Consider the following 25,957-nt stretch of genomic DNA (forward strand, 5'->3'; position numbering starts at 1 on the left):
AAGAAATAGATGAAAAAAGTATTTGTCGTATTCATGCTAGTGAGCACACTACTCGTCGCTACAGGATGCCAACAGGCAAGTGTAACGCCAGAAAGCACGCAGCAAAGTTCCTTGAAGCAAGAACAAGGAACAGCTACGATCGTCATCCAAAATCAAGAAACTGTGACCTCAAAAGAAGTAACGTTCCGAGAAAATGAGTCGCTGCTGGAAGTAATGAAAGAAAACTTTGCGATCAAAGAAAAAGATGGCTTTATCACCTCTATCGACGGCATCAGTCAAGATCAAAAAGCCAATCTATTTTGGGTCTATACCGTCAATGACGAAATGACCGATAAAGGGGCACAAGCGTTGATTTTAAAGAACAATGACACTATCACATTTGATTTGAAAGCATTCTGATTTGTTTGATTCTAAGGATCTTTATTGGTGCAAAAGAACTTGCCCATAAAGATCTTTATCTATACAGATAGACTCTTGCGTTGATTTTGGAGGCAGTTTTGCATTCAAGTTCTCTTCAAGAGTCTATTCTTGTTTTTCTATCATAGTTTGGAGTGGTGGCTTATTTTATTTTAAAATTGGAATAATAGAAATAAAGATACCATTACATACATAAGTTTTAGCCATGATGTTTCTTTCGTATTTTGGCTTTCGTTCCTATTTTTTGTAGAAAATAATTTTTTTATAGTAGAGTGGAAATGGACAAAAATTTGATTTATCCGTTAGCTTAAGTGGCTAACGCTTCTATTCTCTAATATATGGTTTTACTTACTATTTTTCTTGCGATTGTTTCCCAATCTGCTTGTTGTTCATAAAAACAATGTTATCATTGTATTATCAGATGTGGGTGGCGAACAGTGGTCTAAAACATGAGCGTTGATTACAAATAAGGTTTTTTCGTTCTCTTTGTTTATTGATCAGAAAAGGTAGGAGGAGAATAATGGTTGAGGTACTTTTGATGTGTGGCGTTAGTGGTGCAGGCAAAACCACTTACTCAAAACAAAAAGAGCAAGAAGGCTATGTAAGATTAGCAATAGATGAATTGATTTGGGAAGACTATGGCGTTTATGGTGTTGATTACCCTTCGGAGAAATATGCAAAAGTTTCTTCATTATCTTCAGTTAAATTGAAAGAGCTTACAGTAAAGGCTGTTCAAGAAGGAAAAAACGTAGTTGTCGATTCTAGTTTTTGGGCTAAAAGTCACCGAGACGCCTATAGAGAACTACTGGCAGCATATGATGTGACGATTAAAGTAATCTATCTAAAAGCTGATTATGATACTTTACGAAAACGATTAGCGATCAGAAACAAAGTCCAAACTGCAAATTCCGCTTTTCCTATTACAGAAGAAATCCTTCAACGGTTTTTTTCAGGATTCGAAGAACCGGTAAATGAAGATGAGGTAGTGATCGAGCAAAAGAATATATGAAGTAGCATCAAAACGTTTTTTACTCTTTTTCAATACAGTTAGTCTTATTCCTGTGCAGGACACGAAGGACAGTCATGCTAGAAGCAAAATAGTGATTGGCAATTTCTTTTCTTGTTGCATTCTTCGATAGAAGAAATAATTTAGCGGTGACCACCCCAAATGAAGAATAAGAGCAGCTATTACGAAATTTGTATCCAATTGCTGATGAGAGGAATTAGATCAGCCAAAATTGTAAAAGAGGGTAAGAAATAGGAGAACTATTTTAAAATGACGATCGTCCCCTCAGAACCTTCAGAATGCAAATAGAATAAAATCAATTGATTGTATAGGTGAGTTATGAAAGTTCAGTATAAACTAATTTTTCTTTTTATATTATTTATTTTGATAGGGTTAGTTATAATTGGAGATCCTACAGATATTTTTATATAGTGTTAAATTTTTCTCTTCCTGTGTTATTTATAGTTTTAAGATTGTTTTTTTCTGATGTGAAAAACAGGAAATTGCTTTGGCAAAAAAGGTCGCCATACTTTGGAGAGCAAAGAAGAAAAATAAATAAAAACATTTTAAATCTATTTTTTATAATAGGATTAGTATGGTTTATGTATTTAGTTTATCAATACCTGAATTAAAAAAACAAGGGACATGACATAGGTTAACAAGTTATGCTCCTTGTTTTATGGTGTTACGATAATTAGTGTTAGTGTAATATCCATGGATTTTTTGAAGAATACATGGAGATAATATAAGTAGGGGTTCGCGCCACGATTTACCTGTTCATTGGGTGTCAAACCCACTGACTAAAAGTTAGGTAATTTGAAGAAGTTAGATTTCTTATGCGAAAAATAAATTTATTTATGAGTATAGTAAGTGAAAATAGCGTTCAAATAGAGTATAATATGAGTATAAAAAACTCTTTTTGGAGGTGCGTTATGAAGAAGGAAAAAGAAAGAATTCAGATTGCGGTTGAAAAAGATCTAAAAATGGAAGCAGAAGATATTTTACATGATTTAGGAATGAATCCCACTACGGCAATTACTATTTTTTATAAACAAGTCATAGAAAAAGGGGGATTACCCTTTGAGGTAAAACTTTCTGAACAAACAAAGCAAGCAAGGCGAATTGCTAAGTTAGCGAAAAAATCTACTAATGTGACGAGGATAGATGATAATAAGGCTTTCGAGGCTTGGTTGGATGAAGATGAATAAAATAGTTTCAATGTATGTGGCTTATGTGGGTAAACCAGAAGGAAAAAGACGACCAGTTTTGATTATTGAGAATAGTGAAAATGAAGTTCTTTTTTATGCGATTACAAGCAAGTTTGAACACAAATCAGAGCGCATAAAAAAGCTTTATTTTCATATCAATGATTGGCAAGATTCAAATTTAAAAAAAGAGTCTTGGATTGACACAGGAACGTTATTCGTTCTTTCTAAAGAAAAAATAGATTTTAAATATAAAGATAGGGGAACTATCTCAGAAAGATTTGAATCATTTAGAAGAGTTTCTTAAGGATCGCTCTTAGAAGAATGAACAGCATTAAAAATACACTACCTTTTCATTAGGACTAGGTAGTGATTTTTTTGATTTCATATCTAATTTGTAGTGGTAATAGTGAGAAAAAAATTACTGTAAAGGTTTTTGAACTAGCGAAGCACTCACTGGATTTATACAGAAGCTATTACTTCCACAAATTATCTGACTCAGTTAATTTATGGAAAAACGAAGCATTTCACGTGCAAAGAGTTCAGTCATCTCGTAGAAAAAAACTTTTCGAAAAGCATAGCTCTTACATACATCATTTAAATAAGAAACTTTTTGACAGCAAGGCATTTCTTCTTATTCACTTGGCAATAAATTAATTATAACCAAAAAAATGGAACAGCATAAATGTTTTCGAAATGCTTTCGCACCAACATTTATCTGTTCCGTGGGTTTGGCACCCAATGGGCCGTGAGGGGCTCGAACCCGCGACCCGCTGATTAAGAGTTAAATAATTGATAGTTTTATTTAGTTTGAAAATGCTTTGGATATGTTGAATTTTAATAGGTATACCAAGGTTTTGAAATGTTTTTTAACACTAAAAAGCATAAACAAATATAAGTTAATAAAGAAAAAAATTAGAAGAATTCAAGAAAAACGTTGGCTTTATGGAAAACAAATCTAACAAATAAAGTGCTATAGAAAAACAATTTGAAAAGAATTATAAAAACTAAATTTAGCGAATATGAATATAGCGATGAATTGAGACAGATTATCAAATCTGTCTTTTTTTATTGCAACTAACTAAAAGGAGTGTACTTATGAGTAAAGTAAAAAAATTAATGACTACTCTCATGCTGTTTCTGACTTTGAGTGGTACGATCGTTGAACCTGTATCTGTGTTGGCAGAAACAGTGAACACGGTTGAGACACAAGAAGTACAAGAAGACACTACTGCAACTGAAGTAGTAGAATCGGCCACAGAAGAAGCAGAAACCAGCACCACTTCCTCCGATCAATCGACAAATACGAAGACTGATCAACAGGAAAAAATCGGAGAGAGTCAAAATGCAAATGATAGTCCGACGAGTGAAACAGCAGAAGAAGCGACGCAACCGTCAACTGAAGAGGCGGATCAATCGGTTTATGATTACCTCCGTGAACAAGGATACGAAATGCTCGCTGATGGCACGATCGTTAGTACGAATGGAACCTCTTATCGAGACGACTATTTGTCCGTTATTCAAGAAGTTCAAAACATGTTAAACCCAAATCCAATCAGATTACGAATGGCAAAAGCAGCGGGTCAATCGGTTTATGTGAACCGTGATTATGGTTCGTCTACAATCGGGTGGACGTATTCGAATGGCATTTCTGAACTAGGATGGTATGCGAAAAAAGATGCAAATGGTGGTATGCTCTGGTGTATTGAACCTGGGGTTCCCTTGAATTGGGGTGCAAACTATCCCTATACAACGTCAGAGGTTTCCCAAGACAAGTATATTCGGGCTTCGTTAGCTGTTTATTATGGATGGGAAAAACAAAAATCTGTCGTCAATGCTTTTTATACAGAGCGCTTGGTACAAGAAATCACTACCCGAGTAACTTCGGGTAGTATATATGATTATGCGGGTATGGCTAGTCAATCAGGCTACAATACGTTCCGTAAGAATATTTTGGAAGAAGTAGAAAGCTTCTTTACACTACCTTCATTTGCAGGTAAATCTTACACGGTAAAACTTGGAGAGACGTTAATATTAACAGATACGACAGGTAACTTACCAAAATACAAAGTGACAGCTGATACTGCTAATATGACAGTATCTCAATCAGGCAATACGTTAAAAATTACACCAAAATCAGATAGTAAGGAATCAGGGACACTAACATTACGCTATCAAATTGCAGCTGAATACGAAGGAGCAACAATTATTTACTCAGCGCCTTATTTACAAGATGTTATGAAGGCTAGAATTGGTGACCCTCGATTCTTCAATGTAAGCTTGAACATTGAATTACAAGGTCAAGGTGAAATCATTAAAGTCGACGAAAACGGCAAAGGATTAGCCGGAGCGCAATTTGAGATCACGAATAAAACGACCAACAAAACGGAAACCAAAACAACCGATAAAGACGGAAAAATCTCTGGTACATGGGATACAGGAACTGTCTTAGAAATCAAAGAAGTAAAAGCACCAACCGGCTATGTTTTGAATACGGAAAAGAAAACACTCACGATTGAAGCAAACAAAACGAAGTCGGTTACGTTCACAAACAAAAGCCAGTTAGGCTCGATTTCTATCGATAAGTCTGGTGTGGAGTTTGGAAAAGATATGGTGAATGGCAATTATACGTTGGCGGGTAATACTTTTGAGGTTTATGCTGGATCAAAAGCAACCGGCACGCCAGTTGCTACAATCACAAAGGATGAAAAAGGGCAGGCAAAAACAAAGTCCCTTCCTTTAGGCACCTACACGCTGAAAGAAACAGCTGCTTCTGAAGGGTATTTGTTAAATACGAATACTTGGACAGTTGAAATCACCTATGCAGGTCAAAACGTTGAAATCACGAACGTAGATCAAAAAATTGAAAACCAAGAACAAAAAGGTTCGGTTGTTCTCACAAAACAAGATAGCGAAACGGGTACTGTTTCTCAAGGGGATACAACCTTTGCCGGTGCAGAATTCGATTTGTTCCGCAAGTCAGATAACAAGAAAATCGGTCATTATACCACCAATGACAAGGGACAGCTGACGGTCAATGATTTAGTGATCGACACCTACTATTTTTTAGAAACGAAAGCGCCGATCGGCTACGTCTTAGATAAAACGCCGGTTGAGTTTTCTGTTGAATACTCAGGTCAAACAGCAAGCGTCGCCAAACAAGCGACTGCAGTAAAGAAAAACAAAGTGATCACTGGCGGATTTGATTTGATCAAGACCGTAAATTACAACTGGTACACGACAGCCTGGAACTGGTTGACAGGGAAAGATCCTTCAGACCAACCAACCGTTCTTGAAGGCGTCGAATTTACCGTTACACAAGACTTTGGCAAGAAAGAAGTCGTTGGTAAAGCACTCACAGACAAGCAAGGCTATGTGTCATTTGATAAATTGCCTTATGGAACCTATGTGGTATCCGAAACGAAAGTACCAAACGGATATACAGGTATTGCAGACTTTAAAGTGACGATCAGCGAAGACGGTCAACGTTTCCACTATGTCATTGAAAATAAAGTAAAAGAAGCCAAGGTGAAATTTGTCAAAGTTGATGCTGAAACAGGAAAAACGATCGTTCGTTCAAATGCTGGCTTTGAAATCTATTCAAAAACCACCGGCGAACAATTAGTTATGCAGGATCTTCAAGGCAAAGAACAATCTGTGTTCTACACAGACGAAGAAGGCGTCCTTCAGTTGCCTACGCAATTTGCTTTTGGGAAATACTATGCCAAAGAGGTAAAAGCGCCTGAAGGCTACGTGGTGGCGAAAAACACGATTGATTTTGAAGTGACCGGTGAAGAAAAAGACGGTCTTGTGGTTGTTACGATCAAAAATGACAACCAAAAAGGACAAGTGACCCTACACAAAACGGTTCAAACGGCTATGTCCGTTGAAACAAAAGAAAGCGAGTATGGCAGCTATTCTGAGATTCAATTCGATCAAGCAAATGGCGAAGGCTTCAGTTTCAAGATCCGTCCAACGGAAGATATCGTGACAGCTGAAGGCACGATTCGTTTTACAGCTGGTGAATTCTTACAAAAAGACGGAGAAGATAAAGTTTGGACCACTGATTCTGAAGGGAATTTCCAAACAGACGCTTTCTTGTATATCGGGGCTTATGAATTGGTCGAAACGAGCGCACCTGCTGGTGTGAATTTGGAAGACACTCAACCGATTCCTTTTGAAATTACTTATGCAGGTCAAAACGTTGATATTACTTCAACTACGGCAACTGCTGAAAACTATCTTCAAGAAATCAATATTTATGGTCACAAACAACAGGAAGTGATCACTGGATGGGAAGATGGAAAAGCTGTTGTTGAATTGGAAAATGCCAATAATGGCCAAGTATTTGCACTAAGAACCGGACAAGACTTACAAATCGGTGATACAACACTGAAAGCCGGTACTACATTAGGCTATGCAGTAGTAAATGACGGTGTGCTTTCTTTTGAAAACATGCTGCTGCCGAATATTAAAGCCGATTACTACTTGCAAGAAGTGGACGCTGGTAGCGATCATGTGTTAAACGAAGAGCAATACTTCTTCACTTACACACCGGCAACGAATGATCGTGAACATGAGATCCATGTATGGGCAGACAGCTTTGCAGAAAATAAACAAGCGTTAACACGGATTGCTAGAAATCCAATTCTTAATAAATTGGCCCGTGCGACGGTCAAATTAGTGAAAACCGATGATTTGGACGGTCAAGCACTAGAAAATGTAGCGTTTGATTTAGTTCGTATCGATTCAATGATTGACGAAAACGGTGAAGAAACGACAACAGAAACAGTGATTTCTAAACATGCGACGAATGCAGCTGGGGAGATCGTTGTTGAAAATCTTCCAACTGGAAACTACAAATTCGTTGAATCTCGTCCATTAGACTGGTACGAAGACAATACTGACGATTTAAGCTTTACGGTCACACCTAAAGAAGATGGGTCTGTGATTGAAGTAAATGCAGTCAACTTCCGCAAACCGTTAGAGATCACGACAAAATTTGCGACGACAAAAGATGGGAAAAAACAAGCAAATCCTGATATTGATAATGAATTAACGGACTATGTAGCAGTCGATGGTATGAAACCAGGTCACACGTATTTTGTTGATACAGCATATGTCAATCGTGATACAAAAGAAGTCGTATCCACTTCTACGTCTGAGATCACAACAGACAAGGAAGGAACGTTTGAGTTCACAACAGAATTGTCCTTGCCAAAAGGCACGTTGAAAGACAGCACACGTCTGACTGCAACGCATGTCATTTATGAAGACAAAGACAAAACGAAGGAAATCGGCCGCCATGACGAATTGGAGAATGACGAACAAACCGTTACATTCATATCACCAAAAGTATCTATTCGCACGAAAGCACATACCGGTGACAATAAGACACAGACGTTCACTCACGGGGATATTATCAACGCCTATGACAACGTAGACCTGAGCCATGAGAACGTCTTAGACGGCACTGAAAGAGCATTTGAAGCGATTCTAGTTGCTCAAACACCAGATGGAAAAATGACCGATATTTGGACTTCTGGAAAAATTAATTACGTGGTGAATGACTCGACGATCGTTAAACAAGTGAAAACGAAAGTAGACACGTCTAAATACCCTGAAGGAACGACTTTCTTCTTCAAGGAAGTTGGTTACAACGAAGCAGGCGAAAAGGACTGTGAGCATAACTTCGATGGTAAAGACAAACAACAAGCTCTTACACCAGTGAAGAAAGGGACGTTGCCAAAAACAGGATCAACGACTTCTCTTTATTTGACGGTAGCCGGTGCTGCTTTATTACTAGCAGTGGCTTTGGGATATTTCTTCTTACGAAAAAAACAGATGAATAAATAAAACGAAAGGGAAGAGCCTTCATGGTCTTCCCTTTTTTGAGGGGAGATCATGAGTATGTTAAAAGCAATGCTTATTGGCATTTTTGTCGTTATAGCAGCCTGTATCGTATTAGCTGTCTACGCATGTTGTGTTGTGGCTGGTCGAGCAGACCAAATCGACGAGTTCAGATCAAAATATACAAAATAAAATTTCAGAGTTGGAGGAAATCAAATGAGTGAAACCTTGCACCATGATCCAGGGATTTTACATCTATCACTTGGACTAGACGTCCTACTAAATTATAACGAGGAAGGAACAAAAGTAACGACGGTTCAGTTATCGAAAAGCCGTCTTGGCGAGCTTATTCGTAACAATACGGTCACACGTACCAGTATTTTAGGCGTTCAAAAACTAGGCCTAATCGTTGGCAGCAACAGTAATATCGTGATCAACGTGGAAGACTTGATTGGTTTTAAAGACAAAACACCAGTTGTCCTTAATATCGACAGTGAACAAACAGAACAAACATATGAGGGGAAAGATATCTTTCAGATGTCACACTTTGAATTTATCGTTTCTGAAGAACAAGACCTTCGGCCTTCTCAAATTGAGCTTCTTTTTCATATTAATAAAAAATATCAAGCCTATTTACAAAAACAAGAAGCGGCAAAAAAAAGCGAAGAAGCGTAAAATTGCTATTCGAAAAAGTGCGATTGCGCATAAAAAATAACCTATTAGGAGGAAGCTATGAGTGAAGAAAAAGAGACTCGCTCTCAAAAAACGCCGAGTAATAAGCGAAAAATAGTTATAGCTGTCGCCTTAGGAGCGATATTTTTCAGTACAGCGCTCGGAATTAATGCTCTAAATTCGTCATCCAAAAGTGAATTCAAGGATATGGAACGTGTAACAACCAGTTCCCAAGATCAGAATACAAATAGTTCTTCGCAATCTAAAACCCAATCTGAGAGTGATCGTACTGACCAAAAACAAGATGATGAGAAAAAAAGCAGTGACACAACGTCTGCAGATTCAGGCTTGTTTGATTCTATTTTTTCCCGTATTCAAGGTTCCAGTGAAGAAACAAGCCCTGCTAAGTCATTGCTAACACTTTCAGAGCTGAAGGAAGTAGCCAAAGTAACGGAAACTACGGAAAAAGAAAAAAATTCAGGAAAAGATTTGGCAGTTAATACCGATAACGAAGGGCTTGGTCCTATTTTAGTAGGAAAAGATGTTGAAGAAACAGATAAAGACGAGGAAATAGAACCTACACCTCTACCTACACCAACGCCTATTCCTGATCCTAGTCCGGCTCCTGATCCAGAACCAACGCCTATCTTGCCAGTTGAGTCAAAGCCCAAAATTGTTGTTAGTCAATCCTACTTCGAATTGAACGAAGGCGATTCTTTTGATGTAAGTAACTACTATTCTGTCTTTGATTCAATGGATAAGTCACCAAGTGTGTGGATTGAGAATAGTACGCTTAGTGTTGGAACTAACACCATGATCATTCATGCGGTAAATAAATTTGGTTATTCAGATACAGCAACAATCACCGTACAAGTAAATGGCAGACCCAAAATTCATGCTTTTGCTACCACAATAGAAGTATCGATTCACGAATCTATTGACATGGTTAAATATTTTACAGCCACAGATCCAGAGGATGGGAATTTACAAGAGAAGATTGAATTCCTCTCAACTGTCAATACTGGAATCGAGGGAGAATATTTGGTGACTGCAACGGTATCAGACAGCAAAGGTTTTGAAGCAGTGCCTGTAACTATCCGATTCTTCGTTAAAAATGAAGCGCCTGTCATTCAGGGTGAATCTTCATATACGGTATCGATCGACGAATCATTCTCGATTCTAAATCAGCTATCTGTTACAGATAAAGAAGATGACCGAGATGGTTATCCGATTGAACTGACAAACGATAATATTTTAGAGAATAATCTTGATTTAAGGAAAGAAGGTAATTACACTATCAAAATCGGAAATGTATCCGATCGTGACGGCAAAAAGGTGGACGATAAGGTTATCACAGTGAAAGTTGTAAATGAGGCTCCTGTCGTTACAGTAAGCAATCAAACACTAAAAATTGGCGATTCATTTAATCCACAAGCCTTTTTAGATAGTATTTCAGTTTCTGATAAAGAAGACGATAAAAATCACCTGACACCAACTATATCGGTTGATGAAGAAACCTTGTATTCCATTCGTACAGATATACCAGGCGTTTATGAAATCGCAATAACCGCTACAGATAGTCACGGAAAATCAACAACCATTCTTACAATCATTACAGTTGTAGAAGACGATTCTGCTACAAGTGAAGATCCAGAAACAGAAGAGAATGAGTCGGATACACCTAGTGGGGACGGGGAAAATAGTGAAGTAGTTCCTGAAAATCAGGTTCCTGAAGAAACAGAGAATCACACGTCATTACCTACCGAAAATCACTTAGATTCTGTTGAAGCAGCACTAGAAGAACCTTCTAAAGAGGAACTGATCGAACACACTGATAGTTCTGATCTTGAGATCAATGAACAAGTGGATTTACAGACTCCAGACGTCTGAACAATCTTTAATAGAATAATAAATGGTGAGAGGATTTGATGGCGTGAAGGAACCGTACGATCCTTGTAGTCGTTCTCCACCGATAAGAAAGGAGAGATAATAGTCCTTGAATGAAAAAGAACTTGCTATTAAAAGGCTGCTCATTTCAATTTTAGATGCAATATTTGAACCTTCAGATGTGTATCAAGGGTTTATTGTTAAAGTGGTCCCAAAAGAGCTAAAAAAAGAAGGACAGTACAAGAATTTTGAAAGAACGATTCAACTGAATAACCTAACACGCTCACCACTAGAACTTTACTTGACTTGCTTAAGATGTCTTGCAATGCATATCGACACAGTAAACAACGAGTTCTTTCAAGAATCAGAAGGTGCGTACCCGATTTTACAGAAGCTGCTAGAAGCTTCACTAGAATTGGGTCTTTTTTCCATTCGAGAAATCGACGAACTAGAACAAAGAGGAAAAATAGCTGATATAGTAGCAAATTGCGGAAACTCAGCAGTATGGACATTGAAGTATCCTCTCCTGCCGGTTGCGTATGATGTCTATGTTATAAATGGCTACGCCATTAAGGGCGAGCTTAGAAGGTGGTCATATAATTATCAAAAGGACGGCAAAGTATGGCACAAATCTTTTTCAAGCCAAGAGGAAGCTATCCAGGAAAAGGAGCGACTTTGGGAAACAGCCGCTGAAATCACAGTAGAAGTGACAACGAAGCTAGAACGAATCTTTGACTTTGATTACTGCGTGGCTGTAAAACCGGATCTCGAATTAAATGATCTTTTTCAAGAGCATGGCTATGCTTATGAAGCATATGGCGTAAAGAAACACTATGTAAAAAAAGTACCTACGAAGAAATTCTTTCAAGAAAGAGAGTTTTTGATGCTCTATGAAGTGCCGTTTACTATCAAATTACCAAAATAAGAAAGGAGAAGTGGCATGGCTACTAAAAAAGAACGATCGGAAATCAAGAAAAAAACAATCAAACTCATGTCTTTAGACGGCATGGAGTATGATGAGTGGCTGCATGAACAACATGTAAAGTTCGTGGACGAGCAAGGAGAAAAAATCCTTGATCGATTAATGGACGAAAAATTGCAACAAACGAAAAAAAGCGACGTAAGTCAACCAACACAAGCAATCCATGGAGGAGAAGTAGAATGACAAAAAAGAGAACAGGTTATCAATGGTTAGGATTGGCTTTTGTCCTTTGGGCAATGGCTTTTTTATTTTTCACAATTGACTTAACTGCCTTTGCGGATGTTCAAACTACATTGAAAGATATTGAAACCGGTGCAGGCACACAATTCAAAGCAATCGCAAATATCGGAATCGGGATCATTATCATTCTTTTTGGTGGCGCCCAATTCTTAGGAGCAGAAATCAAGTCATGGGCTAAAAAATTATTGATTGGTGCGATTGTAGGTGCCATTGTAATCGTCAATTTTGACTGGATCAGAGATACTTTCTGGGGTTGGATCGGAGGATAACAAATGGTTGAAGTGGAAATTCTTGACGCTCAGATCAAGGGATTTACACTTCCTCTTTATCCTTTAGAATGGGAAGCGTTTCTGGAGGTTACTGAAGCAATGAATCCTTCAGAAATGCTATCCTTTCAGCTTTTGGAAGTTGATGGAGCAACTTTTTATCAAGGGAAATATGAAAAACAATCAAGCCTAGAATCTTTCGAAGATGATTTAAAGAAAAAACTAAAACTCTTAGTAAAAAAGAAGGGAATCACAAAAGAAGAGGAGCAACAAATTCTCGAAATGACTGGTTTTATCGATAAAAAGCCTTCCTTACCAACAAAACACAAGCAGAAAGACGAAGCTACTTCCACTAGAATACCTAGACCAAGCAAGAAAGAGAAAATTTCGCAAAGTCAACGATCAAATATTTTTTTCAGGACGTATTCGATTTCCACACTTGTTAAACTTTTCCTGATTTTATTAATAGCAGCTGGTGCGTATTTTCTCAAAGAGGAATTTCTTTCAGGAAAAGAGGAGCCAACAACTTCTATTTCTTCAAGTGTCGAAATAACAAAAATTACCCTTGATAATTATATGGAAGTAGCGGAAAAAGAGACGGATAGACAAGAGGAAGTTGTCAATTTTTTAGTTGAGCAAGAAGCATTTGAACAGTTAGAAGCATTTCAAGAAGCCTATCCAACGGAGATTGGTAAGTTTGAAGTGGCTTTCAATCAAAAGGACTGGCAGACAGTGATAGAAGCGGATATTTCTACACTAAACAATGCGAGGAAAATGATGATGGCGATTGCGTTTATTCAATTAGACCAATTGGAAGAAGCAAAGCTAATAAGCGAAAGTCTGGAAGATGAGCAGTTAGCTATGCAGCTGGCTGTTGGCTATTTACGGCAGAAAAACGTGGATGAGGCAAAGAAGATCCAGGACAAATTAAACGATGATCAGTTGGCAGAAATGATTGATACAACGAAGATCTATGTTCAAATGATCTCTTACTATTCCAAAGAAAAAGATACGAAAAACCAAGAATTGTGGGAAAGAAAACTCGAGAAAATTGGTAACGAGTTTCTTCCATAGGAGGTAAAATTTGAAGACAAAGATAGGGTGCATTAATGAAAATTAGAATATACGGGAATGTATTTTTTAAAACGAAACAGAAATGTTAGTATTGTGGTAATATAATACTGATAAAACTTGATGCAAAAAATAACATCGGACGAAATTTTAGTCCAAATGGTTATTTTTATGCTGACATTGTTATTATAATCACATGTTTGTGTGTTTATAATAAAAAAGAAAGAGGTTTTGTTATGAAAAAGAAAATTTCTGTTTTAGTTTTATTGGGGAGTCTATTTGCACTGGAGTTTTCTCCGGCGGTACTTGCATCAGCTTCTGAAGTGAGCCAAGAACCAGTCACAAACGTGGTCGAAGTAAACGATGCTCCGGAAACTACCATAATTTCTGAAATAGAACTAGATGAATCATCAGGCAAAGAGGAAACTACAATTGTTGATAGCGATGGAAACTATTTAGGCAAGTTAAGTGTTCAAGAAGATGTGAGCATCACAACAAGACAAGCAGGGGACAAATATAAGCTTTCTAATAAAACTTATAGTGTATCTTTTATTGGAGTAACTTGTAACTTTGGTTATAAAGTAACTGTAAAAAACAAAAAGATCACAAGAGCGTATGGAACTTGGTCTAATGGTTTGCTTTGGTCAACTAGCTTAGGAAGCCCATATTATACGTCTACAACCTCCGGAGTAAAGGGGCAAACTTCGGTAGGAATAGATTGGTTAGGGTGGAATACAACGGTCAGACTATATGGAAATATTTCTGGTAACTATTTAGTTACAGGAATGAAGTTATCATAAATGTTTTCCATGAATTTATTGCCTCTCATCGCTATTGATATTTTGCTAATAGCTTTATGTTTTTTATTTGTTTATCAATATAAAAAGGAAAGACTTCTTTTTTGGAAAGTAGCTTTGATCATTAATATTTTCCTCATGATAGTTGTGTTCCTACCACAAATTATGTTTATCAAAGCTTCGCTCTTTTAATAGCTTGATGAATACGGGTCGTCTTCAGTGAATGAAGTCGACTTTTTTACTCCCTAAAATTTATTAACTACTTGAGAGAATAAAACGGACGATTGGATATGAGGAGGATTACACTATTTGGAGATGAAGGGAGTTTTTTAACAAAGAGAAAAAACAAAAATAAACCAGTCTTGAAGGTACACAGTTATCTTTGCAGCTAGCTATTGGATATTTAAGACAAAAGAACGTGGAAGAAGCAAAGAAGATACAGGATAAATTAAACGATGATCAGTTGGAAGAAATGATTGATACAACGGAGATCTATGTTCAAATGATCTCACACTATTCCAAAGAAAAAGACTCAAAAAACCAAGAATTGTGGGAAAGAAAACTCAAGCAAATTGGTAAAGAGTACCTTCCCCAATAACTATGAAAAAAGATGGAGGAGAGGTAAACATATTAACAAAGATCCGAGAATTTCGAGCGCATAGAAAAGTAAGGAAATGGAATAGATTGCTAGCTCAAGAGAATAATAAAGCCCTGGCTATTGGCAAAGGAGTCCGTTACCACCATTAGTGTTCGTAAGACCTATTATTATCAATGCTTCCCCTTTGCTTACAATTTTGTAAGGAGTAATTATTTTTCTATGTGGTATAGTTTTACATAGAAAGTATTAAAATAAGGAGTGGTAGCATGTTTGATAATAGCAGTTGGAGAAGAAGAAAAAAGAACGTTTATTCTAAAAGGAAGAAGCTTTTTACGTGCTTCACTTTAATGCTAAGTCTTTGTATACTTAGTTCGAATGTAATACCGGTTATAACTTATGCTACTGAACTTGATGCTTATGAGAAAAAACAATCAGAAGTTTCAGCTGATAATGAAGTTTTACCAGAAACGTTAGATGAAAATCTTAATTTTGACTCCATTACAAACTTTATTTCGGAACAAGTTGTTGATGATACGAATATCCAATTTACAGATGATGGCGTTTATATTGATGGCAAATTCTATACCCCAGAAGAATTTGATAAACTTCTAGATAAAATGGAGGATCCTACGGAAGTTTCGATCGAATTAACTGGAAATTCATCGGGACCAATTCAGTCCAGAGCTTTTTATATACCTGCCATTGGGTATGCAACTACTTGGCTTTATACTGTTCCTGGGATTGGACAAATAGCTGTGGTTGCAACTGCTGCTGTTGCTGTTGCATATGGGAGCTATATACTTAGTAAAGCCATTATAAAATCTGGACACTGGGCTTATAATAAAATAAGAGCGCATGTCAACGCTCGGCCAAGACCAAAAAATAAAACAACAACTAGATATAATTATCAAAAGTCTGTTTCAAAAAGAGATTATATCGCCTATAATTATAATATTTCAAATAAAATTCTTGATGGTAATGGGAGAGTAAAGATTAGGGATTTCAGGGATAAATTTGGTAATCCTCCCAAAGATTCAGATGGAAAATCGAGTAAAAGGTTTAAAAATGGTCGTTATGATATTCAAAAAGATAGAACAAATCATAAAGGCCGGTATAAATTAAATAAAGATGGTAAAAGAGTTGCCACAGTAGATGGTGATGGTACAATTTCAGGAAAATAATTAATTAAGAAAGTAGGAAATATAATGAACTTAAAAAATGATTGGAAATTAATTGCTGAAAATAATTTAGATCTAAAATTATTTTCAAACGTCGAAAATTCTAATGAATTAGTTATCAGAGATAAAAATGATACAGGGGCGCTCTGTTCCTTTGTAATTTCTGATAGTGATATCGAAATACAAGAAATGTCATGGGCTATTTCTTTAAAAATTAACTGGGAAGATAAAACGATATATTTAACTAATAGTGAAGAAAAAAATAATAGCTAATTGTTGTAGTTTTTCAACTTAGTCTTGATGAAATTTGTATAAGAAAATTTGACCATAGCAAGCAAGACGAGCGAACTATGATGACCTAGCAAGTATGCTCTATTCTTGAAAATCTCATAACCTCATTCTTGAGAGATTCAAGGTGATGAAAAAAGACAGATGACTAATTCATTTGTCTTTTTTTGTGCAAAAAAAGGTCTGTTTTAGCGAATACATGAGAGGAGGTTCTTATGGTAACAAAAACTAAGCAGAAAGAAGTCAGTAAAGACCACAAAAAGAATTACGAAAAAGAAAAGAAGAATAATCTGCGCTTTTTGGCTAATCGAAAATTTCTTACTTATTTTTCCGTGATCGCATTTTTGGTGCTAATGACATTAGGAAATTGGCTTTTCCACCAGTGTGTTGCCTTTTTAAGCCAACCACTCTTTGATTTTACAGTGAAGCGAGCGCATGTTTCGTATGGTCAAACGATATTCTATTACCCACTATTGCGGTATCCACTATTTTATCTACTTCTTTTCCTTGGGATTGTGGCTTTAATTGGGTACTTTGATTTTAAACTATACACGTCATTTCGACCTCTAGAAGACGATTTAACACAAGGAACCATGCATTTTACCCCTGAAGAGGATATGGAAAAAGAATATGAGATAGTCCCTGTTCATATTTTTGCTGAAGATGAAGATTTTTATGATGGAATGCCAGGGTATCCGGTAGGTCGTAAACCGCAAACACCTGAAGAGAAAGAAAAAGGAATATTTCACTATTATGTGGATACGTCTGATTCGAACTCGGCGACCCTTGCCGGTACAAGGCAAGGGAAAGGCATTTACTTTATTGATCCATTTATTGATATTTTAACCAGGGCCCGCTTAATTGCTGATCGGGCTTCTTTTGTCATGACTGCGACCAAAGGGGATGAGCCGAGAAAATGGTACAAAACACTGAAACGACGAGGGTACAACGTTCGAATCTGTAATACCGTGAATCAATATTTCTCAGACCCAATCCCAACCCTAGCTGTTTTCAATAATTATTATCGACACTACAAACGACTAAAGCAAAAGGCAGACAAAGCGAGACAACAAGAGGATAAAGCGAGTCGCATTAAGTATAACGTATTGGCTGAGCAACAATTAGCTAATGCAGAAAAAGCGATCAACCAAGCTGCATTCCTTTATTTCAAAGAAGTGAATGAAGGCAAAGATGGTGGTTTTTGGACGAAAGCTTGTCGTAACTTGTTTATTTCTACTGGTCTTGCTTTGGCAGATCAAGAGTTTGAACAAAATGAAAAAATGAAAGTAAATCCATATACCATCTACACAGTGGTCAATGACATGATGTCCAAACATATTAAAGAAGGCAGCCATGATTTTTTGAATCAGTTCGCAAAGGATAAAAAGGACCTACAGCGCTTGTTAGCTGAATATGAAGATAAATCATACTTGGATGTTTTTTTTAGTGAAATGCCAAGAAATCACCCTGCGAAACGTTATTTTGATGCAATCAAAGCATCTGCTCCCGCACAAGTGACGCTAGGAAATATCGTGACACATTTTGATGGAGATCTCCAACAATTCCTCATGAGTGCCAACGCAAAAATGACTGCTTATGATGATGGATTTGACCTTGAATCAATCGGTTTTGATCGTGAACGTCCGACTGCAGTCTTTGTGGTTTTATCTGATGCAGATTCTTCTAATAATGCAGTAGGGGTCAATTATATTGATCAAATCTATCAAGTGTTGCTCAATCGATGCAACTTAGAGGATGACTCGGCTTGTTATCGAGCAGTCCATTTTATTTACGAAGAAGGAGGAAATTTAGGCGTTGCTATTTCTGATTTAGCACGTAAGTGGACTTCAGGGGCGAGTCGAAAGCTATTTCAGCACCTGGTCTTACAAGACACCGAACAATTAACGTCGTTATACGACGAGCAAACAAAGGAAATCATTTTAGGGAATACGGCCAACCTCGTGTATATTCGAACGGGTTCTAAAGCTACTAATGAATATATCTCTGGACGGTTAGGAACTCGCTCAAATTATTCTAAGACAAGGCATAAAGACCCAACGTCGATCAGTTCTTCTGAAACTGAAAGTTCGGAACGAATCGATCTATTAGCCAGTTTTGAGTTAGAAAGAACGAGAACCGGTGAGTCAGTTGTCCTTCGAATCAATAAACATACTGATTTAAAAGGGAATCCGATTTACCAGTACCCAATTTTAAATTCTCAAGAAAATGATTCAAATATGATCCCTTTTTATGAATTTCGGAAGTTAGACAAAGTCTCTTGGGAAGAAATACCTGTAAACAACCAATTTGTGGAAATGGAACTTGAAGATTTGGATTGGTCACTTATGCCCCAAAAGGAAAAATCAGACAAACCAGCTGTGGTGCAAAAGGAAGTCTCACCAATCGAAACCTACAAGAAACCTGTTCCTAAGAAGGAGGGGACGCAATTGTCTTTATTGTCACTGGAAGAATTGATCCAGTTAGAAAAAAACAATGGAAAGGAAGAAAGACGGAAAAAAGAAGAAAAAGCAAAAGTTTTAGAACGGCTATATTCGGTCGAAGAAAGGAAGCGATCGGTTAAAGAGTATTATTCAAATGAGCAAGTGGAAGAGATACAGAAAATAATGGCTCGTTTCTTTGTTGGACAAAAAGAAGTGTTACAAGAACTGAAACAAATACTTGAAAATGGCCAGGTACAGTCTTTATGTACATTCTTGTTATCAACCAGTGAAGAACGAATGATCAATCGTTATATACAGCAGTTTCGAGAATGGAAGGAGATAGCTTATGAGTGATAAAGAAATTTTAGAAAAGCTACTCGAATTTGCGCCATTCTTGAGTATTCAGAACATGATCAAGGATATTGGCCGAGCGGTACTCTATTGGATCTCCAGTGTTTTGATGTGGATTGTTGAAAAAGTAGGCGGGGTACTGACTGAAATGGTTAGTGTCTTAGGCTTTTACAACGCTACGGATATGACCGGCAAAGGGGGAATCCTAGAGACTTTTAGTGCTTTTCAAAAATTTGGAATCGGGATTACGCTTTTGATTATAGGTGCAGTTCTATTTCTGGGAAAAACAGAAGAAACAAGAGCTGTTCCGTTAAATGCTCTGTTGATGGTAGTTATCGTTATGTTACTTCCTTCAATCATGTCAGATGGAATTAAGATCGTAAATTCTACTGTCGATGCAGTTAGCAGCGAACAAGCCGAATTTGGCTTTGACAGCTTCAAAAAAAATGTTACCGATGTTTATGTCTTAGCCGACAATGGGTGGACAACAACGGAACCAAAAAATAAGAATTACTTAGAAGACCGGAATTTTTTTGATGTAAATGAAAAAATCACAGATGCTGAAGATATTGATAATGGAGAGCCTTTACTATATGAAGTGGTGAACAGTAAGTCAGGCAGTGGGAAAGAACTCCAAAAATTTGATTCTGATGGAGGAACAATCGCCAAATGGCTTATGAAACAGCTTTTTGTTAAAGGCTACTATCGGTGGTCGATCAATTGGCTACCATTGATTGCGACTCTTGCGTGCCTAGCATTCTCCCTGATTATTTCCCTTGTTCGTTGTGGTAGGTTAGGAATTGAACTCGGATTTAACTATATTTGGGCAAATATTGTTGCTTACTTCAGTATTCGAAATATCAAATTTCTCAAGATTGCAGTTTTAGAGCTTTTTTCAGGATTTGTTTTGATTCTCTCTATTTTTGGAATGTATGCTGTATTTATTGCTTATAATTCCTGGCTAGGGACACAACAATTATCCGTATTAGCTCAGATATTTGGGATTATCGGAGGTGCATGGTTTATCTATGATGGTCCTTCTATCATTCAAAAAACGCTTGGTATCGACGCCGGACTATCTACAGCTGGAAGTTTTGTGATGGGAATCGGTGCAATGAAAGCTGTCAAGAAAGCAGGCGAAATGACTGGTAAGACGGTTAATGGTGCCGCAAACATGGCCGGTTTTGTGAAAGGATTATCTGAAGGAATGTCTTCAAAAGAGGAACCAAAAAATGATGAAAAAGCTGGTCTAAATTCCGAAATGGCGAAGAATACCAACGAGGATCTTCCGGAAGAAGAAAACAAGAACGGCAGTAACAACCAACAACCGGATGTGCAAAATCAAGAAGATTCGAATGAAAATTCCGAAGAACTCGATCAACCTCAAGAGAATGAGCCAGGTACAAGTGAAGCAGAAACAGAGCAAGAAACGAACGAAGATCAATTAACACAAACACCCGAAAATCAATCAGATGTTGAACTTCAAGAAGAGCCAGAAGCTCGTATCGAAGAAAACCTTGAACTGTCTGAAAATGATAGGAGCTTGGAACAAACTGAGCCGTATGCGAATGATTACGAAAATAATATGGAGGATGATCACAATAACAATAGTGTAGATGACTTTGAAGGGGAATCCAGCGGTTCAACACATGTTGAAGAACAAACACCACTAACAGATGAACCAGAAAGCAACAATGATCAATCAAATCTATCGACAAGTGACAATGAAGTGCCATTTAATGAGTCAACTGCTACCAATTTAAATTCAGGTGATGCTGATACCGAACAGACGGTTAATGAGAAAGATTCAGCTGTGAAAAATAATTCTGCGACTAAGAATGTCAAAGGAAATCATACGGGAAATAAAAAGCCGGAAAATGATAAAGATGAAGAAATGCCGAATTCATTCTCTAAAAAAGTCAATCAATTGGTCCATACGCCGAACTACCAAAAGAATACGAAAAATAAGGTAGGAAACATGGTTGATGGGTACAATCGAAACAAAGAATTTGGCCAAGAAGTAAATGAATGGTTAAAACAACGTAGAAACAAAAGAGAAGAGCAGCACCCTGAATCTGTCGCTCCTTACCTGGATAGAAAAAGAACAAAAAATAAATCAGAGTAGGTGATGGAACAGTATGCACGATATTCAAAATGAGATATTTACAGAAACAAAGTTTTGGGGCGCTATCTTGTTAAAAGATGGTGTGGCCGGACTTGTTGTGTTCAACCTTGCGAGAAGCGTCCAGAATGCGACTTTCGGGCAATTACAAGGATTTTCCTTCTGGTTTGTAATCTTGATGGGCTTTTTTTGGTTATGTCCTAGTGTGAGTAATGCGAAACTGAGGAACTATCAACGATTATTTATTACTTTAACAAACAATCGGTCGACCTACCATGCGATTGAGCGTATTGATTTTGAGGTACAAGAACGAATTGAAATGGTCATGGGAACAACTGAAGAAATTCAAGAGGAAGACGAATTACTTTCCTTAGAAGAACTTGAAATTGAGCACTTGGATAAAGTGTAATTCAGGGAAGTGTTTGTGGTATAACAACAGAAAAGTAATGTTTGTGACGGTGGCTATCTTTTGAAAGGTGGTGGTGCTTATGAAAATAAGTGCTAACTCTTTAGAAAGTAGAAGCCTTTTGTCTGTAGCTTAAGCATTAGGGGGAATGATTAGTTTCGGTTCTTTAATCGCAACGATCATTGTTGGTATCCTAACAGCAGTGAAAAATGACAAAAAAATAACCGTCAGCTTTAGCGGACAACGATTATCTTTTAAATAGTAATAAAAACCCGTCAACGCCTTAAACGGTGCTGCTAGGGGAGTTGTTAGCGCAACTCCTTTTTTCATAGTTATATTACTATAAATAGGCTTTCAGTTCAAATTATGTCAAACTAGAACATTTCTGATAATATGTAAATTTATCTCTTTTACAATTAACCAGGATTAAAAGTTTAACCTATTGTAAATTTGAAATAAACTGATCATTTGTATAAAAATAATATAAAATCGCAAAAAAACTCTCAACTTTGATATAATTATTTTAAATTATTCTGGGAGGAAATATATTGAAAGATAAATTGAATTTAAAAATATTTCATCTGGTTTTTATATGGCTTTTTATTTTTGGGATAAGTTATGTAATTTATCTGGCTCGAGGAGGACATTTAAACGAAGCTGAAATAGAAAAAATATCATACGTCTTTATTTATATGTTCTTAATAGAGCTAACAGTAATTTTGATACAGGCATCGTTTTCAGTATCAAGTTTGATTATGAAGATTTATTTCAAAGTTCATGAAATACGAAGAAAAAAAATAGAGAAGAATACTTTTAGCTGGATTTCAGATGAAAAGATAGGAAATGTTAGCGAATTAATTACAACATTAAATTTAAGAAACAAGGATTTTGATATAGACTGCAAAACAAGCGCAGATCGATACAATTATATAAAAATTTATATTCGTGAAAGTTTGTCTAATCATGAAGTTAGACTTTGGCATTCCCAATTAAAAGTAAAAGATAAAAACAAGGATCTTTTATCTTTTATTATTGCAATTGTGTTCTCTTACTCTGCAATAAAGGAAATTATTAGCTTTATTCCGAGGGTATACACTTTTATGATTGAATTTTATTCAGCATTTAAGTTGATAGGAGTCATTTTATTTGCTGAAATTGTAATGTTGATATTTATTATACTTTGGGGATTGGTAACTTATGTGAGATATGATTCTAGAATGACAAGTTTCTTTACAGTAATACTAGGAGATATAATGGAAGATATAAAAAAAGAAAGTGCTTAGAATACTGTCATAATTTGAATCCTATATATTTATTAAAATTGAAATATTCTTACTAAAAAGTGCTTTATCAACAGTATGTTGATAGAGCACTTTTTTTAACTAATGGAGGTGCAAATAAAGGAAATGATTAACTCAGAAGCGTTACTACAAGAATTAGATGAACAAAAAACGACCCCTAAAGTAGTGAAAGATCCCTTGCTTGAAGAAAAACGGCAGAAAGTTCGTCGACTAAAACAAGAGAAGACCGTCTTATCTTTGATTCCGTATCGAAGAATCATATCTGAAGATTGTTTTGCGATGGAAAAAGAAGTCACTAATTTTTATCGAATCGAAGATGCGTCTGCACGTGACGGAAGTGAACAGCAGCGACAAGAAGCATTGCATGATTACCTGGTATTCTTACGTACCGTCCACAAGAATCTCAAATTGATCTTTACCAGTTTTCCGGTCGATATGTCGGAAAACATTGACTATGCACGTCGGCGCTTTAGGATGCGAAAAGGAAACAAAAATGTACAAACAGAACAGGCAATCACCCTTAGTCAACTAGAGTATTTAGATAATAACAAACCAATCAACACGGTTTACTTACAAATATTCGCCACAGATAAAGAAGAGTTAGAAGACGTTGAACGAGAAATTATGAGTGTTTCTACGGCGAATTTCCGACCTGTCAAAATGTCATTAACTCAAAAAATCAAGCTACTTGTAAGATTGTATAATCCTTTATCAACAATTCCTATTGGCATTCCCTACCAGGATACGGATGAAACTGGAAGAAGACCGGATGTCCAAAAAATCGTTGATAAAAAAGGATATGATCCACTCTTTATCGGCCAAATTCAACCACTAGGGGGATTGAAACCTCATTCGCCAACAGAATTACAAATTGGTAATGGCTTCATTCGTGTATTGAATCTACTTGTTTATCGGCCAAAAAATAATCCGAATTTTTGGGGACAACATATTTTCAATATGAAAAATGCCGTGACAACACTGGACATGCGATCGATCGACGTGGCTAATCCTATGGTAGAGAAAAATCTAAACAATTCCTTAGAAGAGTACGAAGATCAAGTAGCTACTTCAAAATCCAGAATATCGAAGAAAAAGGCGAAGAACGAATACTACAAATTAGATCAAACAGTTGAACAGATTCTTGAAGGCCAAGAGGTGCTAAAAGAAATCCATGTCCGTTATATAATCAGTGCGGAATCGATTGAAGAGTTGAACAGCAAAGAAAAAGAAGTCCATATGCAATTAGGTAAACGACAGTTTCAGGCGTCATGTTTCTTAGATGAACAGGAGCGACAGTTCAAAGCTTCCTTTGTTTCTTATACTCAAGGACGGCAACTGATTCGAAGAAAAGGGAAAGAAATCAAAGGATCTGCGCTTGCAGGCAGCTATCCGTTTCATTTTACGAATCATATTGATCCAGATGCTCCATACTCCGGCTATCCTTTATATGGATCAGGAATTATCTGTCTATCACCTACACATAAGGATCGCCAAAGGAAATCGTACAGCATGATAATCGTCGGTAGTCAGGGGTTTGGTAAAACGACCGTTTCCAAGAAACTAGCGAAACAATTTGTAGAATATGGTAATAATCATTTTGGCTTCTACATGTCTGATGAAACAAAGCGTTTGACTGAATACCTGGGTGGAATCCATTTAGATGGCGCAGAAGCACGGTTAAATCCTTGTCAGATTTACGCTTCAGATGTGGATGCCAAAACAAAGAGAACGAAAGAACAACAGTCCTATTTAACAAATCTAACAAAAATGCGCTTGATTTTTGCTTTGAACAACGAAATAAAGAGTGATGATCCAGTGATGGTGGAGGCGAAAAAATTATTTCCCAAAGCCTATGCCAAGTATATGGAAGATCACAACCTTGATTTATCGAAAATCACTCAATATGAGTCAGAACAATATCCAATTTATTCGGATATTTTAGACTTTGCAAAGAAAGAACAGGCAAGTGAAGTTGAAGAATTCCGAAAAAAGAGCTTGTATGAGTTGGTATCGCAATTAGAATCTTTTATTGATAATTCAGGGAATATCTTTAATCAACGATCAGAATTTGATTTTAGTCACCGGCAGTTAGTTACGTTCGATATGCAGAACTTAATCAAATCGGATAAAGCGACCTATAATGCGCAATATTACAACCTTTATACTGCTGCTTTTAGTGAAGCGGTACGTGTCGGGCAGAGGGAAAAATATCTCTTTGACCGGAAACAAAAGCGAGTGGATGAATTGATCTACACGAATATTACTTCAGATGAGTTCCATAATCCGATCCGTACGGAAAATTTGACCCTGTTAAATGAATTGGACCGCTATAACCGTGAAGCTCGCAAGTTGTTGATTGGACAAACGTTTATTTTGCATGACATTGCGGATGCTTTTCCGGATTATACGGACGGAAAGATGGGTGAAATATCTAAAGCAGTAATGAACCTGTTTAAATTGACTACCTATCGCTTTTTGCTACAACAGGATAGCTCTTCAGAACAACTTATGAAGAAAATCTTTGGGAAACAGCTAAGTAACTATGATTTAGCGGAGATTTTCAAATTCGAAGAACGGGATATTCTTTTAAACATTAAGGGATCTACAAATATTAAATTTCGCTACGACCTAACCGATCGTGAGAAAGAAATCTTTGATGGAGGTCTATAATGAAGGACAAAAATGAGAAGAAAGAGAAACGAGCTAGACGTTGGCAACAGACGAAAAAGCTAACAAGGCGAATCGTCATTGGCAAACCAAAAGAGCCAGGAAAAAAAATGGAAGCAGCGAAGACAAAGACCCTCTACCTGATAGTGGTTTTTGTCTTCTTTCTTTACCTATTACTGCAGCTGCTCGTTTAAGTAGGATTGGAGTGATCT

General features: G+C 36.8%; 21 protein-coding genes. All 21 read left to right on the forward strand.

The annotated features are described in order from the left end of the window. The first annotated feature begins 9 nt into the window (after window positions 1-9). The gene (locus tag IGI72_RS03815; protein ID WP_438753230.1) at window positions 10-399 is read left to right on the forward strand and encodes a DUF4430 domain-containing protein; all 390 of its coding nucleotides are present in this window, start codon (window positions 10-12) and stop codon (window positions 397-399) included. A gap of 538 nt (window positions 400-937) precedes the next feature. Next, window positions 938-1,426, forward strand: coding sequence for an AAA family ATPase (locus IGI72_RS03820; protein ID WP_034868317.1), 489 nt, complete (start codon window positions 938-940; stop codon window positions 1,424-1,426). A gap of 929 nt (window positions 1,427-2,355) precedes the next feature. Beyond that, window positions 2,356-2,631, forward strand: coding sequence for a type II toxin-antitoxin system RelB/DinJ family antitoxin (locus IGI72_RS03825; protein ID WP_005225277.1), 276 nt, complete (start codon window positions 2,356-2,358; stop codon window positions 2,629-2,631). Further along, window positions 2,618-2,935 carry a type II toxin-antitoxin system PemK/MazF family toxin gene (locus IGI72_RS03830; RefSeq protein WP_438753232.1) on the forward strand — a complete coding sequence of 106 codons (318 nt, stop codon included), beginning with the start codon at window positions 2,618-2,620 and terminating at the stop codon, window positions 2,933-2,935. Before IGI72_RS03825 ends, IGI72_RS03830 begins: the two co-directional genes overlap by 14 nt. 791 nt (window positions 2,936-3,726) lie before the next feature. Then, complete coding sequence (locus IGI72_RS03835) at window positions 3,727-8,484, forward strand: MSCRAMM family protein (protein ID WP_438753235.1); 4,758 nt, start codon at window positions 3,727-3,729, stop codon at window positions 8,482-8,484. Between the two features lie 210 nt (window positions 8,485-8,694). After that, a complete protein-coding gene (locus IGI72_RS03840) occupies window positions 8,695-9,153 on the forward strand; it encodes a hypothetical protein (protein WP_218193497.1) in 459 nt (152 codons plus the stop codon). A gap of 57 nt (window positions 9,154-9,210) precedes the next feature. Continuing rightward, the gene (locus IGI72_RS03845) at window positions 9,211-11,040 is read left to right on the forward strand and encodes a hypothetical protein (protein WP_218193496.1); all 1,830 of its coding nucleotides are present in this window, start codon (window positions 9,211-9,213) and stop codon (window positions 11,038-11,040) included. Window positions 11,041-11,146: 106 nt separating this feature from the next. Next, window positions 11,147-11,962 carry a hypothetical protein gene (locus IGI72_RS03850; protein ID WP_218193495.1) on the forward strand — a complete coding sequence of 272 codons (816 nt, stop codon included), beginning with the start codon at window positions 11,147-11,149 and terminating at the stop codon, window positions 11,960-11,962. 15 nt (window positions 11,963-11,977) lie between these two features. Continuing rightward, window positions 11,978-12,202, forward strand: a complete 225-nt coding sequence (locus tag IGI72_RS03855) for a hypothetical protein (protein WP_218193494.1) — start codon at window positions 11,978-11,980, stop codon at window positions 12,200-12,202. After that, window positions 12,199-12,528, forward strand: coding sequence for a hypothetical protein (locus IGI72_RS03860; protein ID WP_218193493.1), 330 nt, complete (start codon window positions 12,199-12,201; stop codon window positions 12,526-12,528). The genes IGI72_RS03855 and IGI72_RS03860 overlap by 4 nt, the downstream gene beginning before the upstream one ends. Before the next feature lie 3 nt (window positions 12,529-12,531). Next, window positions 12,532-13,599 carry a hypothetical protein gene (locus IGI72_RS03865; RefSeq protein ID WP_438753240.1) on the forward strand — a complete coding sequence of 356 codons (1,068 nt, stop codon included), beginning with the start codon at window positions 12,532-12,534 and terminating at the stop codon, window positions 13,597-13,599. A gap of 233 nt (window positions 13,600-13,832) precedes the next feature. Continuing rightward, window positions 13,833-14,396: a DUF5626 family protein gene (locus IGI72_RS03870; protein ID WP_218193491.1), complete on the forward strand. Its 564-nt coding sequence runs from the start codon at window positions 13,833-13,835 to the stop codon at window positions 14,394-14,396. Window positions 14,397-14,811: 415 nt separating this feature from the next. Then, window positions 14,812-14,991, forward strand: a complete 180-nt coding sequence (locus IGI72_RS03875; protein WP_218193490.1) for a hypothetical protein — start codon at window positions 14,812-14,814, stop codon at window positions 14,989-14,991. Between the two features lie 266 nt (window positions 14,992-15,257). Beyond that, window positions 15,258-16,172, forward strand: a complete 915-nt coding sequence (locus IGI72_RS03880) for a hypothetical protein (protein ID WP_218193489.1) — start codon at window positions 15,258-15,260, stop codon at window positions 16,170-16,172. 24 nt (window positions 16,173-16,196) lie between these two features. Beyond that, the gene (locus IGI72_RS03885; protein WP_218193488.1) at window positions 16,197-16,442 is read left to right on the forward strand and encodes a hypothetical protein; all 246 of its coding nucleotides are present in this window, start codon (window positions 16,197-16,199) and stop codon (window positions 16,440-16,442) included. 230 nt (window positions 16,443-16,672) lie between these two features. Continuing rightward, entirely contained in the window at window positions 16,673-19,252 is a 2,580-nt protein-coding gene (locus IGI72_RS03890; protein ID WP_223597836.1) for a type IV secretory system conjugative DNA transfer family protein, read from the forward strand. Next, complete coding sequence (locus IGI72_RS03895) at window positions 19,245-21,374, forward strand: pLS20_p028 family conjugation system transmembrane protein (RefSeq protein WP_223597833.1); 2,130 nt, start codon at window positions 19,245-19,247, stop codon at window positions 21,372-21,374. The genes IGI72_RS03890 and IGI72_RS03895 overlap by 8 nt, the downstream gene beginning before the upstream one ends. Before the next feature lie 13 nt (window positions 21,375-21,387). After that, entirely contained in the window at window positions 21,388-21,780 is a 393-nt protein-coding gene (locus IGI72_RS03900; protein WP_223597831.1) for a DUF5592 family protein, read from the forward strand. Window positions 21,781-22,325: 545 nt separating this feature from the next. Then, complete coding sequence (locus tag IGI72_RS03905) at window positions 22,326-23,060, forward strand: hypothetical protein (protein WP_223597829.1); 735 nt, start codon at window positions 22,326-22,328, stop codon at window positions 23,058-23,060. Between the two features lie 123 nt (window positions 23,061-23,183). Continuing rightward, a complete protein-coding gene (locus IGI72_RS03910) occupies window positions 23,184-25,748 on the forward strand; it encodes a trse protein (protein ID WP_223597828.1) in 2,565 nt (854 codons plus the stop codon). Then, the gene (locus IGI72_RS03915) at window positions 25,748-25,939 is read left to right on the forward strand and encodes a hypothetical protein (protein WP_223597827.1); all 192 of its coding nucleotides are present in this window, start codon (window positions 25,748-25,750) and stop codon (window positions 25,937-25,939) included. Before IGI72_RS03910 ends, IGI72_RS03915 begins: the two co-directional genes overlap by 1 nt. The last annotated feature ends 18 nt before the right edge of the window (window positions 25,940-25,957 follow it).

Source organism: Enterococcus sp. DIV1059_2, assembly GCF_051713685.1.
Classification (GTDB): domain Bacteria; phylum Bacillota; class Bacilli; order Lactobacillales; family Enterococcaceae; genus Enterococcus_D; species Enterococcus_D casseliflavus.